This is a genomic window from Pontibacter beigongshangensis (genome assembly GCF_014332515.1).
GTDB classification, from domain to species: Bacteria; Bacteroidota; Bacteroidia; order Cytophagales; family Hymenobacteraceae; genus Pontibacter; species Pontibacter beigongshangensis.
Genome location: NZ_VFSD01000028.1, coordinates 1 through 17,877, shown reverse-complemented (window position 1 = coordinate 17,877; position 17,877 = coordinate 1). Strand labels below are relative to the sequence as shown.

Annotated in this window: 17 protein-coding genes; 11 read left to right on the top strand and 6 right to left on the bottom strand. The window is 49.6% G+C overall.

Annotated features, from left to right (window positions below; all coding sequences use genetic code 11):
* Positions 1-309: 309 nt before the first annotated feature.
* From FJM74_RS19590 to FJM74_RS19575, 4 genes are all read left to right on the top strand, one after another.
* Entirely contained in the window at positions 310-2,748 is a 2,439-nt protein-coding gene (locus tag FJM74_RS19590; RefSeq protein ID WP_187264335.1) for a GAF domain-containing protein, read from the top strand.
* Positions 2,749-3,028: 280 nt separating this feature from the next.
* Positions 3,029-3,835: a hypothetical protein gene (locus FJM74_RS19585; protein ID WP_187264334.1), complete on the top strand. Its 807-nt coding sequence runs from the start codon at positions 3,029-3,031 to the stop codon at positions 3,833-3,835.
* Between the two features lie 250 nt (positions 3,836-4,085).
* The gene (locus tag FJM74_RS19580) at positions 4,086-4,307 is read left to right on the top strand and encodes a CDGSH iron-sulfur domain-containing protein (protein WP_187264333.1); all 222 of its coding nucleotides are present in this window, start codon (positions 4,086-4,088) and stop codon (positions 4,305-4,307) included.
* A gap of 42 nt (positions 4,308-4,349) precedes the next feature.
* Positions 4,350-4,796 (top strand): putative signal transducing protein, encoded by a 447-nt coding sequence (locus tag FJM74_RS19575; protein WP_187264332.1) that lies wholly within the window; start codon positions 4,350-4,352, stop codon positions 4,794-4,796.
* A 55-nt stretch (positions 4,797-4,851) separates the two neighbouring features.
* Here the strand turns inward: FJM74_RS19575 and FJM74_RS19570 are convergent, their stop codons facing one another.
* Entirely contained in the window at positions 4,852-5,109 is a 258-nt protein-coding gene (locus FJM74_RS19570; protein WP_187264331.1) for an acyl-CoA-binding protein, read from the bottom strand.
* A 635-nt stretch (positions 5,110-5,744) separates the two neighbouring features.
* On the opposite strand from FJM74_RS19570, the gene FJM74_RS19565 reads away from it, so the two are divergent.
* Complete coding sequence (locus tag FJM74_RS19565) at positions 5,745-7,247, top strand: potassium/proton antiporter (protein WP_187264330.1); 1,503 nt, start codon at positions 5,745-5,747, stop codon at positions 7,245-7,247.
* A 231-nt stretch (positions 7,248-7,478) separates the two neighbouring features.
* Here the strand turns inward: FJM74_RS19565 and FJM74_RS19560 are convergent, their stop codons facing one another.
* A complete protein-coding gene (locus FJM74_RS19560) occupies positions 7,479-7,790 on the bottom strand; it encodes a winged helix-turn-helix transcriptional regulator (protein WP_187264329.1) in 312 nt (103 codons plus the stop codon).
* A gap of 79 nt (positions 7,791-7,869) precedes the next feature.
* Here FJM74_RS19560 and FJM74_RS19555 point away from each other — a divergent pair, with 79 nt between their 5' ends.
* A complete protein-coding gene (locus tag FJM74_RS19555; protein ID WP_187264328.1) occupies positions 7,870-8,796 on the top strand; it encodes a ClpXP adapter SpxH family protein in 927 nt (308 codons plus the stop codon).
* Positions 8,797-9,092: 296 nt separating this feature from the next.
* Here the strand turns inward: FJM74_RS19555 and FJM74_RS19550 are convergent, their stop codons facing one another.
* A complete protein-coding gene (locus FJM74_RS19550) occupies positions 9,093-10,091 on the bottom strand; it encodes a zinc-binding dehydrogenase (RefSeq protein ID WP_187264327.1) in 999 nt (332 codons plus the stop codon).
* Positions 10,092-10,214: 123 nt separating this feature from the next.
* Here FJM74_RS19550 and FJM74_RS19545 point away from each other — a divergent pair, with 123 nt between their 5' ends.
* The 3 genes from FJM74_RS19545 (at position 10,215) to FJM74_RS19535 (ending at position 12,372) form a co-directional block, all read left to right on the top strand.
* Complete coding sequence (locus FJM74_RS19545) at positions 10,215-10,718, top strand: GNAT family N-acetyltransferase (RefSeq protein WP_187264326.1); 504 nt, start codon at positions 10,215-10,217, stop codon at positions 10,716-10,718.
* Between the two features lie 358 nt (positions 10,719-11,076).
* Positions 11,077-11,826 (top strand): peptidylprolyl isomerase, encoded by a 750-nt coding sequence (locus tag FJM74_RS19540; protein WP_241739262.1) that lies wholly within the window; start codon positions 11,077-11,079, stop codon positions 11,824-11,826.
* 267 nt (positions 11,827-12,093) lie between these two features.
* The gene (locus FJM74_RS19535) at positions 12,094-12,372 is read left to right on the top strand and encodes a (2Fe-2S) ferredoxin domain-containing protein (RefSeq protein WP_187264324.1); all 279 of its coding nucleotides are present in this window, start codon (positions 12,094-12,096) and stop codon (positions 12,370-12,372) included.
* A gap of 55 nt (positions 12,373-12,427) precedes the next feature.
* Here FJM74_RS19535 and FJM74_RS19530 read toward each other — a convergent pair whose 3' ends face one another.
* The 3 genes from FJM74_RS19530 to FJM74_RS19520 all read right to left on the bottom strand — a co-directional run bounded on the left by FJM74_RS19530 (position 12,428) and on the right by FJM74_RS19520 (position 15,059).
* A complete protein-coding gene (locus FJM74_RS19530; RefSeq protein WP_187264323.1) occupies positions 12,428-12,964 on the bottom strand; it encodes a ferritin in 537 nt (178 codons plus the stop codon).
* A gap of 193 nt (positions 12,965-13,157) precedes the next feature.
* Complete coding sequence (locus FJM74_RS19525) at positions 13,158-13,511, bottom strand: hypothetical protein (RefSeq protein ID WP_187264322.1); 354 nt, start codon at positions 13,509-13,511, stop codon at positions 13,158-13,160.
* A 486-nt stretch (positions 13,512-13,997) separates the two neighbouring features.
* Entirely contained in the window at positions 13,998-15,059 is a 1,062-nt protein-coding gene (locus tag FJM74_RS19520) for a hypothetical protein (RefSeq protein WP_187264321.1), read from the bottom strand.
* 526 nt (positions 15,060-15,585) lie between these two features.
* Between FJM74_RS19520 and FJM74_RS19515 the strand changes: the two genes are divergently transcribed.
* Positions 15,586-16,170, top strand: a complete 585-nt coding sequence (locus FJM74_RS19515) for a DUF1579 family protein (RefSeq protein ID WP_187264320.1) — start codon at positions 15,586-15,588, stop codon at positions 16,168-16,170.
* 530 nt (positions 16,171-16,700) lie between these two features.
* On the top strand, positions 16,701-17,324 hold the full coding sequence (locus tag FJM74_RS19510; protein WP_187264319.1) for a hypothetical protein: 624 nt from the start codon (positions 16,701-16,703) through the stop codon (positions 17,322-17,324).
* Positions 17,325-17,877 lie beyond the last annotated feature (553 nt).

Genomic DNA, 17,877 nt, shown 5'->3' with positions numbered 1-17,877 from the left:
CAGAGGCTTTTTCTGCTGCTGCTGCTCCTGCTTTTATCCGACAAAACTTACAGGCAGGCACTTCTCCACAGGCCTACCTGCATAAATACTATGCCAGAATATATAGGCCGCCCCCGCTATGCCATATAACGCCCGCAGGCACAGCTCCTGCTGCCCTTAACACGAAGATAACATGGCGAGCGTAAAATATCTGATACTTTTTATCTGATCTCACGTTTAAATCTCAAAAGACAGCGCCAAAGCCACCAGCCGGGCTGCGCGCGTTCTTCTCCTTCCATCCTGATTAAAAATTACCTTCAAAAATTGTACATGAGAGATAAAAGAGGCAGTCTGCAAGAAACAGTTGTTTCGATCACGAATAACGATGAGGTGACTCTGAGCGTCGACAAATTCCCGTTCAGGACCACCCTCTGCCTGTCTACGCTTATCTCCTACTGGGAGACCAAGGCCGACACAGACCCCAACTGCAACGTGGCCCGCGTAATTGAGCTGGCCACGCTGCTGCGCCAGACCCCGGAGCTGCTGGAGCCGATAGAAGATGTCTCGATTATAGACCAGCACATCAACACCATAGATATCCTGATGGAAGAGATATTTCCGAGCGCGCTCTGGGAAAATGACCTGAAGGCGGTGGTGGTGCCCTTCCACTTCGACAGTTTTTATGCCACCCCCAAGCTGGAGGAGCTGAAGCTGCTCGGCGGCGACAACTACACCGAAAAACTGAACATAGACCTGAAAACCCTGCTTTTCAGGCAGATTATCTCGGCCTACACCCTTATACTGGCCAAGTTCTACAATGCCAACTTTGTGGTGGACGAACCTTTTATTTTCACGATAAAAGACAAAATAAGGCGGCTGGAGCGGCACTACAAGCTCAGCATCGACCTGAAGTTTATGGAGGTGAAGGCGCTGGGGGAGCTGAAAAAACTCACGGATACCGAAATAAACTTCCTGATAAACCGCTACAACAACCTGGACCTGTGGATGGAAAAACTGCCGCCGGAGAACTTTGAGTTTACCGGTTTTGCGATTTACGACTTCACGGACGTGACCAACGAAGAAACGATATCGTCGCTCCGCTACGACCTGCTCGAAAAAGGCTCGGTGAACACGCCCGAGAGTTTCGAGAGCCTGCAGCAAAAGCTCCGGGTGCTCTTCAGCCTGCCAGATATACGGCTGGGCCTGGTCACCACGCCTTCTTTAGACGATTTTGAAACCAATTATGGCCGCAAGCTCTGGAATGGCCTGGTGCTTAGCAAAAACAGCAACCTGAATTTCGAGGCCATCAGCAACTCCATCTACGAGCCTGTCATACGCCATGGCCATACCATTGTGGTAGAAGACCTGGACATGTTTCAGCACCCCACCAGCATTGAGCAGATGCTGCAGAAGGCCAAGATCCGGAACCTGATTATTGCCCCGCTGCACTACAACGGCCAGATAATCGGTATACTGGAGCTGGCTTCGCCCATACCCGGAGAGCTGAATGCCCTCACCACCATCAGGCTGAAGGAGATTCTGCCGCTCTTTGCCCTGGCCATGCACCGTGGCCTGGATGAGTTGCGCAGCAGCATCCAGAACATCATTAAAGAGAAATACACGGCCATACACCCGATAGTGGAGTGGCGGTTTACGCAGGCCGCCATCAACCTGATGGAGAAAAGAGAACGCAACGCCAGCTCTGAGATAGAGCCGATCGTGTTCCGGGATATTTTCCCGCTCTATGGCCTTTCCGATATCAGGAGCTCCGCTACAGAGCGCAACAAAGCCATTCAGGGCGACCTGCTGGAGCAGCTCATCCTGGCCAAAGATGTGATCCTGACAGCCAAAGACAACCTGCAGCTTAGCATCCTGGACGAGCTTATCTTTAAAATAGACAAGTACTCGCAGACCATTATGCACGAGCTGGCAACAGGAGACGAAGGCCTGGTGCTGGATTTTCTGCGTGCCGAGATAGAGCCCCTTTTCGAGCATTTTCTGAAGCGCAACCCTGACTCATCCGGACCTATAGAGGCCTACAGAAAAGCCACCAGCAATGCGTTTGGCGCGGTATACAACAAGCGTAAAGCCTACGAGGAAAGCCTCTACCTGATCAACGATACCATCTCCTCTTTTCTGGAGAGGGAGGAGGAGAAGGTGCAGCAGATATTTCCGCATTATTTTGAGAAAAATAAGACCGACGGGCTGGAGTATAATATCTACATTGGCTCCTCGCTGCTGAACAAAGGCCATTTTGAACCGATCTACCTCAAGAACATGCGCCTGTGGCAGCTCATGCTATCGTGCGAAATTGCCAGGCGCATTCAGAACCTGCGCGCCAACCTGAAGCTGCCCCTGGAGATCACGCAGCTCATTCTGGTGCACAGCACGCCCATTTCGATCCGGTTCCGGCTCGATGAGAAGAAATTTGATGTGCACGGGGCCAACAACATCCGCTACGAGATCCTGAAAAAGCGGATCGACAAAGCCACCTTGCTCGGCTCCGACGAAAGGCTGACACAGCCCGGCACCATTGCGATTGTGTATACCCTGCAGCGGGAAGCAGAGGAATATATACGCTACATTGAGTTTCTGCAGTACGAAGGCTACATAACCAAACAGGTAGAACATCTGGAACTGGAGGAGATGCAGGGCGTGCAGGGGCTGAAAGCGCTCCGTGTGCACGTTAATTTTAAAGAGCAGCTCCGCCACGACATAGACGCCGGAGACGAATTACTGGCCATTGCCAAAAAAGCGACCCTGAATTAACTATCAACTATTCGCTTAAATTCAAAAAATCCTATAAACAAAATTTTGCAGTTTTTTATCAGGCGGATTTAATATGCACAATAAATTATTAATAAACTGAATATCAATATGTTAAATCAACTTAAAATTAAGTAAAGTATAGACAACATACGGCTAAAAATCATTATTTTATCATCAGGTGCAATTATTTTAGAAAAGTTGACGTTCTCCATATCAACAACCAGTAATACGTACTGGCTTTTTATTTATTTACACTATTTCAAATTCAACTTTTAGCCAAATGAAATTGAAGAACAGTATTTTGCCAGCTATGCTTCTATTTGGAGCTGCTGCGCTATCTTCGTGCGAGAAACACGAGCGGGAAAATGTGGCTCCTGCTTTTGAACAGGGAAAAATCTCTCATGTGCTGGCCGACTCCGCAGAAGTAAGATCTTATAACTTTGCAGGTAGCCAGATTAGCCAGATAAATCATTACAACACAAAGTCTGGTGAACTCGAAACTTATGAGAAGTACAGCCGCGACAACAAAGGGAAAGTGGTAAAAATCAGCACTTTTCAGGGAAACTCGAACACCCTGCTTACGGAGCAACAATTTGTGTACGACACCAAAGGCGACCTGTCGCAAACCAACACAGCCTATTATGCTGGCGGCACCCTGGAGTATACCTCGTTTGCCAAGTTTAATTACGCAGACCACAAATTGAAATCGAAGTCGGTTTACGAAGGCACCGACAAAGACAGCACCTCCTCCAGGCTGAAGTCTTATTTTGAATATGAGGTGCTTCCTGATGGCAACTACAGCCAGGAAAAGCAGTTTGTGATAGACGGAACCGGAACCCCCAAACTGTACTCCACCACCACCTACTCCTACGACTCTAATACGAACCCGTTCCATAGCTTTGCTGAGCCGGGCACCATCAGCAGCCCTAACAACGTGATCAGCAACGCGACGCTGGTGCACAGCACCAACAAAACATACACTTACAATTACACCTACAAGTACGACGACCATGGCAACGCCATCAGCATGGCTACCAAAGGTGCAAAAGGCAAGAACGAAACACTGACCTTCAGGTACGGCAGCTGAGCTGCTGCCTGGCGCCCTGCTTACCAGATTAACTGGCTGGCAAGCGTATAAGCGGCTTTAATGCGCTGTAAAACGTGGTTCTGCTTCAGGCGGGGCCACGTTTTTGCTTTAAAAAGCAGGTATCTTCTGCCAGGCCTGCATACTCCCGGGTTAAAACAGTATATTTGTTTATCAAGTAAGAAACCGGAAGCTGCAGGTATGCTTTATAAGAAACACCTGATGCTGAACTAAACTTAAAACATAACAGAAGATGGCAAAAACAAAAATTACCGTAAACAGCAACGGCTCGCTACGGGTAGAAGGAGAATTTGAGATAGTAGACAAAAATGGCAACGTTTATGACCTGGGAGGCCGTGAATTGGTTTCGATTTGTCGTTGCGGCCGGTCGAGCAATAAACCATTCTGCGATGGCTCACACAAAGGCCATTTTGAGCATGACGCAGTTGCGTTTAACTTACCACCTAAAAAATAATCTGGTCGCAGCCATTGCTACTGACCAGCCAACCAGTTTACCATGGCTCTTCGTCTTATCACCATCGCCACCTTTAGCCAGCCTACCGAAGCGCACATAATTAAGGGGCGCCTGGAGTCGGAGGGCATCCCCTGCTACCTGGGCGACGAGCACATTGTGGGGGCGCATCCGTTTTACTCAGTGGCTGTTGGGGGCGTGAAGCTGCAGGTGGCAGAGCAACACGAGGCACAAGGCCGCAGGCTGGTAGAGATGATACAGGCGGGCAGAGGCCACCTGGACCCGGACGAAGAGATAGAGCTGGCACCCCCCATGCAGGAGCATGAGCCGCCCGTGCTTTGCCCCATCTGCGACTCAGACCATGTGCTGGAAGAGAATTATTCCAAAACGGTATTTTCTTTTGTATACCTGCTGCTGGGCTTTCCGCCTCCGTTTTTCAAAAGGAAATACCAGTGCCACAGCTGTGGCTATGCCTGGAAACAAAAGAAATGAGGCTGCCTCTTGCAAGAGGCAGCCTCATTTCTTTTGTTTCCAGCAGGCAGCCTCGCTATTTTGCAGCCAGTTGCCCCACAATCCGCACGTACTCGCCCCGGGCTACTTCCGGAGGAGTGCCTTTCAGCTTTGCCCAGGCATCCCATTTGGCTATATTTTTAAAATCGAATCCTCCCGGCCGCTCCGTTTGCACGTCTCCCTCGGTGGCCTGTTTGTATAAACTGTACAGCTGCAGCAGCACCTCGTTGGAGGGGCGCTCTGTAAGCGTTTTCGATTTTGCTACGGCGCTTTCAAATTCTTCCTGTGTAACCATTTTGCATCCTGTTTTGTATCATGGTAAAGTTACAAAAACTTAGATAGCGTGCGTAATACTGCCCTGGTTTTATAATTAGCCTTTTGCTGTTTCGGTTGTCGGCTCAGGCAGCAGTTTCCAGACATCTCTTCTCGGAAACGAGTATGGCCAGCCGCCGTTTAAATTTCTGCTTTTCTTCCACCGTGCCCGCCTGTAGTTTTACCTAAGTTCCTGGCCGGTACTGTACGTTAACCGCTAAAGTGCCTTTACAGAGCATTGGCCTGCCTTTTAAGTGACTGCCGCATAGTCCTGGCACCTTGTTTCACTGATAGATGCCGGCAATTAAATTTGTTCTTTTAAGATATGTGGTTGGCAGGAAATTTGCGCAACAGCAGAGAAATTAAATTTTTATGACTTATATTTACAGTGGTACCTATACTCCCTCCATCTGATCGGCACAACACCGATAGATTCTGGCCCTCCTTTCTACGGAGGCCTGGCCCGGCAGTAACCAACTTGGCCCCGGCCAATTCGCTCCTGCCTTTAGCGCAGAAACACAACACAATAGCTAACAATAAATAAGTACCGTTTTATTCTCGGCGGGCAAAAGAACACAAAGGATAGCGGAAAACACAAACGACAACTTCTAAAAATAAATGGGAATATCTATTGAAGCGCTTTTATTAGGGATTTCTATCCTTTTCTTTTTAAGTATTTTAGCGGGTAAGGCTGGTTTCAAGTTTGGTGTTCCCGCATTGCTTCTGTTTCTGTCGGTTGGTATGCTCTCGGGGAGCGACGGGCTTGGAATTCAGTTTGAAAATATTCAGGCGGCGCAGATCATCGGGTCGGTAGCACTCTGCATTATTCTATTTTCGGGCGGCATGGACACGAAGTTTTCTGATATCCGCCCGATCATTCCGCAAGGTATCATTCTGGCCACCGTCGGGGTGCTGTTAACAGCCATTCTGACCGGTATTGCCATCTGGTGGATAATGGGAATGACAACTGCCGCGGCAGGGATCGGCCTGACGACTTCGCTGCTCCTGGCCGCCACCATGTCCTCTACCGACTCTGCTTCTGTTTTCTCTATTCTGCGCTCCAAGGGGCTGAACCTGAAGAACAACCTGCGCCCCATGCTGGAGCTGGAGAGCGGCAGCAACGACCCGATGGCCTACATCCTCACGATCACGCTCATTGAGATCATAAAAATGGACGCTGCGCCAAATTACTGGCTGGCAGGAGGCGTTCTGCTGATGCAGCTGGTGATAGGCGCAGCGGCAGGCTACTTGTTGGGTAGGCTGGCAGTACGCATCATCAACCAGGTGGAGATCGACAACAGCTCCCTTTACCCGATCCTGGTCTTCACCTTCTGTATCTTCATCTTCTCGGCCACCTACTTTATCAAGGGCAACGGCTACCTGGCAGTGTATATCGGCGGATTGGTGATAGGAAACTCCCGATTCGTGCATAAACGCTCCTCTCTCAACTTTTTCGATGGCATGGCCTGGATGAGCCAGCTGCTCATGTTCCTTACCTTAGGCCTGCTCGTGAACCCCCGTGAGTTGGTTCCGATCATTGTGCCGGGTCTGGTAATTAGCTTTCTGATGATCTTTATTACACGGCCACTGAGTGTGTTTCTGTGCATGTTGCCGTTCCGGAAAATGCAGCTCCGGGATAAAATCTTTGTTTCCTGGGTGGGATTAAGAGGCGCCGTGCCAATCATTTTCGCTATTATTCCGCTTGCCGAAGGCGTGCCTCATGCCCGGCTCATGTTCAATATCGTGTTTTTCTGCACGCTGATCTCCCTTATTGTGCAGGGCACTTCGCTGTCGAGAATGGCTGTCTGGCTCGGGCTGGCAGAAAAGCCAAGCGAATTGAAGAAACTGCAGGACTTCGATGTAGAGTTTTCTGATGAAATTAAATCCGTTACCACTGAGATTACCATAACGGCGCAGGCACTAAGGTCCGGAGACTACCTGATGAACCTGCCTCTGCCAGACAATACGCTCGCCGTAATGGTAAAGCGCGACAACAAATACTTTGTGCCAAAAGGCAAAACAGCGCTAAAGGAAAATGACAAGCTCCTGATCATTACAGACGACCACGAAGCCCTGATGCAAACGGTCAGGAACCTGAATTCCACCGATGCCACCGTATAGACAAACCCATACCATAACCTGCAGCCCGCACAAGCCAGCGCTCCGGGGGGCCTTTTTCATTCAAATAATTTGGCTGCCGGTTGATTGTTAGTTGTTGATTTCTCGATATGGAGGTTTGGAGATTTAAAGATTTGGAGATGAACCGGAAAACGCCAGTCAACTCTTAACTTTTAACTCTAAGAAGTGGCTGCCTGCTGTATTGCAACCCTGCCTTGCGTAAGAGGCGGAAGATCAAGAAAAGGATTCCAGCTGCCGGAAAACGGGAATAAGCGATTTGCCTTTCTCGGACAGCGAATACTCTATGTGAAGGGGCTTTTGCCGCACAACCAGCTTTTCTAACAGCCCCTGCCCTTCCAGCTCCTTCAGGGCCACGTTCACCGACTGTTTATTTGAACCTTCCAGTTGCCGCAGCAAGGCATTGAAGCGAACCGGCCCCTTGGCGGCCAGGCGAAATATCTCGGGCTTCCACTTGCCTGCAAGTACCTTCAACAGCCCCTGAGCAGGGCAGGCTTCCTCATTTTCTGATACTTTTTTGGTAGTCATGTTTTTCTGACTAATTGACAGGCATGTTTAAAAGGCCGATCTTTGGAATAAGTTAAATACTAAAGTTAAAGAAAATATCATGGATAATCAAAATAGAAACCCCCTGTTATGCGATATAGAGACCGGCATCTGCGAAATACCCACAAGCTCCGAAAGCGGGCAGCAACAGCAGCGCGCTGCCGATAAGAAGCCGGTGCGCATTATCTACTTCACAGATCCTATCTGCTCTTCGTGCTGGGGAATAGAGCCGCAGTTGCGCAAACTGAAACTGGAGTACGGCCACGACCTTCAGATTGAGTACCATATGGGTGGCCTCCTGCCAGACTGGAGCTACAACAGTGGTGGCATTGGCGGGCCAGCCGATGTGGCCCACCACTGGGACGAAGCAAGTGCCCATTACGACATGCCCATAGACGGCGATGTGTGGCTGGAAGACCCTTTACATTCATCCTACCCACCCTCAGTTGCCTTTAAAGCAGCCCAGTTACAGAACGAGGAGAAGGCTGTCGCCTTTTTAAGAAGAACAAGGGAGATGCTGTTCCTGGAGAAAAAGAACATTACCAAGTGGGAGCATATGAGCGCTGCGGCGGTGCAGGTGGGCCTGGACCCGGAAAAACTGAAGCAGGACTACGAAGGCAGCGCCAACGACCTGTTTAAGGCTGATTTGGAACTTGGCCGGCAACTCGGCGTGAGGGGTTTTCCAACCTTGTTTTTTGCCGACGGCCAGAACAAGCAGCAAACTGTTTACGGATTCAGGCCATACGAGCAGTATGAAAATGCAGTGCTGAACCTGCACCCGCAGGCCACCAAGGTCAGCTATAACAAAGCCTGGGACTACCTGTTTGGCAAGTACCCGACTTTAGCCACCAGAGAGTTTGCGGAGTTGAGCGGCCAAACCAAAGCGCAAAGCGAGGCTCAGCTACAACAGCTTGCCGACCAAAACAAGTTGAGCAAACAGGTTACCAAAAATGGGGATTTCTGGTCTGTAAACACCGCCAGCAACTAGGGCTGCGCCGACAAAAAATTAGAAATCATGCTGGCCGTTTCGAAATTCACAAGGCGCCGCATAAATTTTTCTAAGAGCGAAACTGGCCGGTCACTTATTGCTGCAATAATGAGAATCTACCAGATAAAGCCTAATGGCAAAAACAGGCAAGAGTACCTCTAGAGGGCCATTTCCATTAGAATAATTTATCCAAGGCCCGGCAAATATTCCTACACCTTACTTTGAGCACGAGCTGCGTAACTGGCCTGACTGGTTACACAGCTCGTGTTTTATCTAGAAAAGTACTTAAAAGCCTTTTACTTAACCTGTAGCAAGATCTTCCCGAAATGCTGGTTTGATTCCATGTAGCGCATGGCCTGTTCTGCCTCCTGCAGCGGGAACACACGATCTATAACCGGCCTCAGCTGCTTTTCCTGCACAAAGGCCAGCATGTTGGCAAAGTCCTGGTTGGTGCCCATGGTGCTGCCAAAAATTGAGAGCTGCTTCCAGAAGATCTCGGCGGGGTTCAGCTGCCCGATCAGGCCGGTAGTGCCGCCATAAATGCCGATGCGCCCGCCCGGCATGGCCAGTTTCACCAGTTGCACAAAACCATCGCCCCCTGCCCCGTCTATACACACGTCAAAGCCTCCCGTTAGCGCCTTTAGTTCTTTGCCCCAGTTCTCTGCCTGGTAACTAATGCCTCCTGCCGCACCCAGCGCCCTGGCTCGGTCTATCTTCTCCTGCGAGCCCGACGTTACCCACACCTCGGCACCGGCGGCCACCCCAAACAGAAGTGCAAACAAGGCCACGCCACCGCCTGCACCCGTAACCAGCACCTTCTCCGCTGGCTGCAGCCGGCACTTGCCGAACAGCGCGCGCCAGGCCGTAACACCGGCAAGCGGAAGCGCCGCTGCCTCCTCAAAGCTCAGGTGCTCCGGCTTGGGGTGCAGGTTGCCGGCACGTACCAGTACATAGTCGGCAAAGGTGCCGGCCTGCGGCATGCCCAGCACTTTAAATTGTGGCGCCTGCACCTGCAGGTTGTCGCCCCAATCGGTGGTAGGGTCTATGAGCACGGCCTGGCCCAGCCAGTCGGCCGGCACGCCTGTTCCCAGCTCCGTTACCACACCCGCGCCATCGGAGCCAAGCACAGCCGGATAATCTTTCGTGAAATACTTGCCGTACTGAATCCAGACATCGCGGCGGTTCAGGGCGGCGGCTTTTACCTGCACCAGCACCTCCCCGGCCGCAGGCACCGGCTTTGGCCGCTCCACCAGTTCGAATGGTTTATTTATTCCTTCCAGGTATATCGTTCTCATAGTATTATATATCAGGTTATTAGTTTAATTTGTAAATATAAAAGATTTACTAAGTCCGAAAGCAGCCCAGGGAGGCTATCCCTTCTCCGGCATTTAGTATGTATTGTTTACCTTTGATTTTCCATGACAACAACTTACAGCATCCGAACAGCCTCCGAGGCCGACATCCCGGCCATTAAACAGCTGGCTGAAGCTACCTGGGGCCCGACCTATGGCCACATCCTTACCAGACAGCAGGTTGAGTACATGTTTCAGCTGATTTATACGGAGGAGGCACTGCGACGGCAAATGCAGGAAGGGCAGACATTTCTGCTGCTCCAGGAGCAGGAGCAGCCCATTGGCTTCGCCTCTATCTCTGAGAAAGATATGGGGCAGCATGTGTACAAACTAAATAAGATTTACCTGCTCCCCCACTACCAGGGCAAAGGGCTCGGCAGGGTGCTGCTCACCAACGCCGAAGCAGCGGCACTGACAAAAGGCGCTACCGTAGTGGACCTGAACGTGAACCGGCACAACCGGGCCTTCCATTTTTATAAGGCCTGTGGTTACCAGTTGCTGCAGGAAATAGACATCCCGATCGGGCCCTTCTGGATGAATGACTATATTTTGCGGAAACAGCTGTATTAGTGCTTCTCCAAATTGATTTTTAGAAAAGCTAAAGGCTTGTAAAGCTGCCAAAGGGCGCCTTTGGCAGCTTTTTTAATTTGGCGAAGCCCTACGCCACACATGCCCCGCTTTCGGCCATCACAGCAGGAGCACAGGTAAAGGCACGCGGCGACTGCCCCGCAGGGGTGGTAAAAATGGGTGGCATTTTGTAACTTAGTAGATAGGCTCTCATAAATTCAGCAAGTAGTTAATCCTGAAAGACTGAAAATCGAGCCTATCTACTTCTGGAATAAGTTTTCTGACATTTCTGATCTTAGATTTCTGCTTTTTTACTTGACTAAGCTCCTTAGAACACCTAAACCTCAAAAGCCCTATGCCCATGTTCTCTTTTTCTCCTGTTAAAGTTATTGTTGCCATCTGTTTATGCTTGGCCACCGCCTGCAACAGCAGGCAGGACAAACCAGAAGAGCAGACCGAGGCGCCGCCCAGCCCGGATGAACAGCTCCAGGCTACCACAGCCGACAATGTGGTGGAGGTGCTCACTGCCTACGGAAAAGAGAACCCCGATACGCTGGCCATCATCAGCACCCGCCACGGCGACATAAAGGTGCGCCTCTACCCGGACACGCCCCTGCACCGGGCCAACTTTGTGCGCCTCGCCAAACTCGGCTTCTACGACCAGGGCGAGTTTTACAGGGTAGTAGAGGACTTTGCCATACAGGGCGGCGACTCCGACAACCGCACCATGAAGCAGGGGGTCTACAAGATCCCGCAGGAGTTTAACCCAAAGTATTATCATAAAAGAGGAGCACTGGCCATGGCTCGTTACGGCGATGAACGCAACCCCGAAAAAGAATCGTCGAGCCACAACTTTTATATTGTGCAGGGCAAGCCAAAACAAAAATACGAGCTAAAGGCTTTTGAGGAGCAGAAAAACATGACCTATACCCCGGAGCAAACAAATACCTACCTTTCAGAAGGCGGAGCACCGAGCCTGGACCAAGAATTTACCGTGTTTGGCGAGGTATTGGAAGGCATGGAGGTAATAGTTAAAATAGCCGCTGAGCCCGTAAACAGCCAGAAGTGGCCAAAAGAGATCGTGCCCCACAAAATAAAGATGGTAAACTGAGGTAAATCTGTCATCAGCAGCAGCTTCAGCAGAAACGCTGGAGGGCATTTTCATTAGCATAATTTGTTCGCGGCAGCTGCGAACAAATTATGCTAATGAAATCAGGCCCTGTAAACACTTTATTGCTGCTACTGCTCCTTTCCCCTATTTCCTCATCTTCAAATTTTCAAATCTTCTCGTCTCCAAATCCCCTACGCTGCAGTTCATTTTTATTTCTGATATTTACCTGGCTGAACTTTAAGGGCCAGAACAGAGTAATTTATACATATGAAAGGATTTGATATACCCGATAAAGTAATTTATGTGTGTACCGGCAGCAAGTGCAAGAAAAAGGGCGGCAAGGACCTGGCAAAAATGTTCCGGTCGATGATAAAAGATATGGGCCTGCAAAACACGGTGGAGGTGATTAAGACAGAATGTACCGACCGCTGCGACTTTGCCCCTGTTATGAGCATGCAGCCCGACAACGCCTGGCTGCACCATGTAACGGAGGCGCAGGCAAGGCAGGCTTTCCAGGAACATATTATTAGCTCAGACAAGCCATAAAAAAAGCCTGTGGAACTTAACCCACAGGCTTTTTTCATGGCTTACCCACCCAAGGTTAATCCTCGTAGGTGTCTTCGTAAGTGATTTTAGGCACGCGCTTGTCTATTTCGTACAGGCCTGTTCCTTCTTCACCGATCACATCGAAAAGCTCCAGGGCACGACGCGCTACATATTCTTCTTCTATCTGCTCCTTCAGGAACCATTGGATAAAGGAGAAAGTCACGTAATCCTTCGATTTCTGGCAACGGTCTGCAATACGGTTAAATGATTGCGTAACCGCAATTTCCTGCTGCAGGGCCTGCTCAAACACGCCTTTAAAGGTATCGTATTCTATTTGCGTGTTGGTAATGGCCGGCGATATGGCGCGTCCGCCCATGTCAGACACATATTTAAAGAGCCGCAGCATGTGCTCGCGCTCCTCATCAGACTGCTTTTTAAAGTATCCGGCACTAAAGTCGAAGCCGTTACGGTCGCACCAGGCCGACATGGCCAAATACATAGCAGATGCCTCTGCCTCCATTTTGATCTGATCGTTCAGAACTTTCTCTATTTCTTCAGTCAGGGATGTTCTGAGCCTAAGTAAATCCTTCATAAGGTTGAGGTAATTTTTGAATTCATGAAAATATAGAGGACATCCGCAAAACAGGTTCCTCCCTTATCTGATACCATGAATATAGACATTAGGTTTTAATTTGGTAGCCCTGGAAAGCAATATGGAAAAAGTCTAAATAAAAAAAGTACAGCCGGGGCTGTACTCGTAACACGACTCTATTACAGGACTGCCATTATACAAAGAGCGGGTTCAGGCACTCGTGCAGCATGCTGTTGAGGTGCAGCGAAAATTTGGCGCCTGCCAGCAACTCTTTAAAGGCATACAGTTCCGGCATGGTAAGCACAAAGCAACGGTCGCAGCCGCAAACCGAAACGATCTCCAGGTCGGAGGCGCGATCGGTGCGCTCGGCCATGCTCTCCAAATCTATAGCATGCACCGCCTTTACCAACCGCAGAAAAGCATCTACTTTCAACACCGAAACCTGCCCGGCAAAATTCAGGACTAACCTGTTCTGGCGATTGCACTGATAAACGGCTCCAGCGGTTGTAGCGTAAATTTCGGTGAACTGGGTGCAAATATGTGTCATGGGTACTGGCTTATTTCTAGGTAGTTCCTGTTGAACACTACAAATGTAAAGCCTATTTAGAACCAGTCCAAATAAAAACACCATTATTTAGCATCTTTCTAAATAATGCAGCACTTTAGCAAAATCAATGGGAGCTCACAGCCTAAAAACCAGCGGACTGCGCAGAGTGCCGCCAGCAGAAGTAATATAAAGCTCCACTAAATCGGGAGCATAACATGGTACTGGGAGTTCAATAACCGTCTTATCAGGCACGAAGGGCTGGCATAGTGCCCTGCCACCTGCAAAAGCAGACAGAACCGTCTGTACTAAAGCATGGCGACATGAATACCCCTGCCTCTGTCAGAAACTCAAATTATGCTAATCAAAACGTCCCTTCTGAAGCTGTTTGCTGCTGCTGGAGATGGAACCAGGCACAGGGTGCAAGGCTTTTCCGGTTTAGGTTGCCGATGTCTTTGCTATTGAGTCTTTCTCCACCACCCCTGCTGCCTACAGCTTAAATTTGCCTGAGGCAATGCGTGCATCTCTGGTCAAAACTGTTTTAATATTGAGCCTGACCAGGTCACCCATGCTTTTACACTTCAGAAACTCTTCGGTTTTGTGATGCCTGGACAGCTCCAACTTCAGTTGCTCCACCTTTTCCTGGGTTGAAATGGTATCGATGCGCATGCAGTCTACCAGTTCCTTCAGGCGGTAGCGGACGGTTTTCATTCTGAGCCTGCGGTACAGCAGGGTGCGTTCCTCGCTCCGGTACTGCTCTATCGCCTGTTTATCGAGCAGGCTCACCACCAGGTCCACCACCCGGTTATTATCCTTAAAAAACTGCGGCAGGTACATAGACTTGCGCCCTTCGTAAGATTGCTGGTCAAAATCTATGGCCCGCACCCGGTACTGCTCCTCCTCAAAATCGGGGGTAATGTCTACCACATAGTTGTAGGCACGCATATCGCCGAGCAGGCGCACAAAGCAGCGCTCGTTAAACTTCACGAACTCTTTGGCAATACGCACCTTGTTGGTAATGGGCCTGTTCAGGAAGTCGTTCATAAATACATCGCCCGGAATGCCGGCTATGTGCTCTTCTATCAGGGTTTGGCCGTGCACCAGGTAGTTGATGCGGCTGGGCGAGAGCAGGTGCTCCAGCTCCAGCCCATACACGCGCGAGGCGTCAGCATGCTTCACATAAAAATAGTCGTAGTTGTCGTTGATCTGGTTCATGATCTGGATACGGAAGGGATGCGAATTCCCGAAGGTGCAGTAATCGATGCGCGAGACTACCAGGTGCTCCATCACCGACATGTCGCCATCTGTCTTGAGTATAGCATAAATCACCTTCAGGCCCTGGTTAAGCTCCCTCTGCTCCTGCTGTTCGTACATCACTGTTTCCCAGAGGGTATCTTTGCCCTTCTTGTCGTAATAAGGGAAAGACTCTGCAAAATGCAGCAAATCCTCGTAGCCAATGGGCAGCTTCTGCTCCCGATCGTAGGACTTTAGGTACCTGTGCAGCCTGGCTACAATAGGGTAAAACACTTTTTTCTTTGATATTTTGTTCACAGCGTCAGGCATTTGGGCGTCTAAGCCATTTACTTCTCAAACTAATCGGGCTAATTTATGCAGCAAGCCTTACCCATGGCTGGCTCGCTGCGTTTTGCTATCGTAAAGATCAATTGTCAAGTTATAGGATTAAGGCCCGTTTTCATAATTAATGCGTCTTAAGGCCACTATATTTCTCCGGGCCACCTAAAAAGACTTATCTGCTGCACTGTATTCTGCACAGCTCCACCTAAAGATGCCTCGGCCTGCCTGCCAGGAGGGCCGGGGCAGTTTCCTTTAAGGCTAATCAGGAGCGGCAAAACCTTTTTTGAAGGAGGAAACAGCCCGAAATCATACTCAGATTAGTAGATTTTATAAATTTCTGATTGGCTGTTTGTCTGGAAAATATGAGAGTAGAGCTATTGCTTGCACAGGTTTGTATAAAACAAAATTACTGCTTTGTTTTTCAGCTTATACTTGTATCGTTATCTGGTTCAAAAACCAAACAACCAGCTAGCATCGCAAGCATAATCTAAAAAATAAAACCATGAAAAAGTCAGTTATCTTCTTGCTGGCAGCTGTGCTGCTGGCTTGGTCCGCCCCAGTTACGCAAGCACAGTCTCCTGCCACACTTTCTTCTGCAGATGCCTCTTTCCTACTTCAGAAAACCCTTGGCGACTGGCAGGTAATAAAATCGAACTGGAACCCTGAGAAGCAGGAAATGAGTAAAGTATCGGGCAGGGCTACTTACAGCCCTTCTACCACAGATGTCTCTGTAAAGGAACATGCAGAGATAGTATTCGCAGATGGCACCTCCAAGACTGAGGCAGGCACGCTGCGGTATAAAAAGTCACGCCATCAGTTCGAGTATGTTCAAACAGACCTTGCCACAGGCAAAGAAGTAATCCTGTTCACAGGGCACTGGTACCCGGATTTCAGAACCATCCTGATGACGGCTTCGCCTTCCTCAAAAAACAAAAACGCAAAACCAGATGAATGGCGCTATGTTTTTCAGGAAAACGGCACATTTACCAAGATGGTGCACCAGGCCAACGCAAACGGCAAAATGATTCTGACAGACCAGTACCATTTCACTCCGGCTTCTGCCTCCACCACCGCTGTATTGCGATAAACTCCTTCTTGATCAGGCCAGAAGCTGCAAAGGCGGTCTCTGGCCTGAAATTTTCTCTCCTCTGCCTGGTTCCCCCTGCACCACCGCTGCAGCCAAAGCAACTGGCAGCGGGCTGTTCCGCTTCATTTTTTCCGGCTTCTGGTGGCATGTGGGCTCCACCTTGTTCTCTCACATTCCTTTTCACCTGTAGCACGCTTCTGCCAGCCTGCCTTTTGCCGATGGGAACAATCGCTTACCGACTCTTGCTGAGGTGCTTCGCACATGGGCAACCCGGTTCAGACATGTAACACAGGCTGTTTTGCACATGCCCCGCCTATTGCCTTCCATGCCTGGTTATAAGTACCTAAGCAGCCACCGTGTCTTCCTCACCCTTCTCTTGCAGCTAAAGGCGCGATCTGCGCATGCCTTTCCAAAGGCAGGTAAAGCCATCGCCAGGTGTGGATACACCAGCGCGATTAACATACTACCCATCAACACCTTAACCACTGGCCGCCATTAAAAGAACTATGCTATCCCGCAACGATATACCTATGAAACAGACATTACTTTTTCTGTTGCTTGCCATTGGGTCTGCAGCAAGCGCTCAGCAGCAATTGCCTTCCACGCTCACTTATTCAGATGCCTTGTCAATAATTCAGAAAATCAGCGGTCAGTGGCATGTTAAAAAATGTACCTGGCACCCCGAAATAAGAAAGATGTCGGAGCAGGAAGGCACTGCTACACACCTGCTCTCCGCAACAGCTATTACTGTTGCGGAGCAGGTCGAGTTTACAGAGATCAGCGGCACTTTACATAAAGAAGAAGGCATGCTGCGCTACTCCAGAGACCGCCAACAATTTGAATATGTACCTGTACAAGGCGGCGGCGGGAAAGAGATCGTGCTGTATGCTGGCCACTGGCACGCTCCTTTTAAGACCTTATTGTTAAAAGGGGTAGTGCGCCTAAAAGGCAAAAAAGTAAGCCTGGGCGAATGGCGGTACACTTTTATGGAAGATGGCTCCTTCGTAAAGGATATTCACTACTCAGACAAGAATGGCAATCTGCATCTGGCCCACCGCTACCACTATATCCCTGTTCGACCTGCTACCGCTGAGCTACAGCAAACAGTCGATACCTCCCGTGGCCGAACTTGGCAGTATTTGCCAGCCAGGTAGCATGTTATATATTCAGCCTTGCAGGAATCAAAACCTGTCGCATACCAGCCGGCGCAGAAACAGATAAGCTCTCCGGAGCTCATCTTGTAGGAAAAAGCAGGTCGCTGGAGCGAGCTTGCCGCTCATACCAACTGTTCCTTACGGCTACAGCCTAAAAGAATTGATCTATAACAAGGTGCTTTAACCCCTTCTGGAAAGGCTTGATAGGAAAGTACGAGCGGCGAGCTCGCACCAGCGCAAAATCAAGGAAACAGAAGCCTTATTGTTCCCTACAAGATGAGCTCTGGAGGGGCTTATTCATTCAAATAATTCAGGGCTCGTGCCCCTCCCCGGCTGCTGAACCTGATCCGGTAATACTTACTGGCATGTATTTCTTGCTGCTACATTTCAACTTAAGCTACTTTTGCTTCATTTGTTCGCCTTTATCCCCGGGTCTGCCCCCAACGGACCCTTCCTTGCAGGAACCAAACCAATGGCTGACTCACTAAATAGTGCGTTGTCAGGGGACAGCGACAGCACACGGAAATCTAAAGCGCAACATCCAAGATCGTAT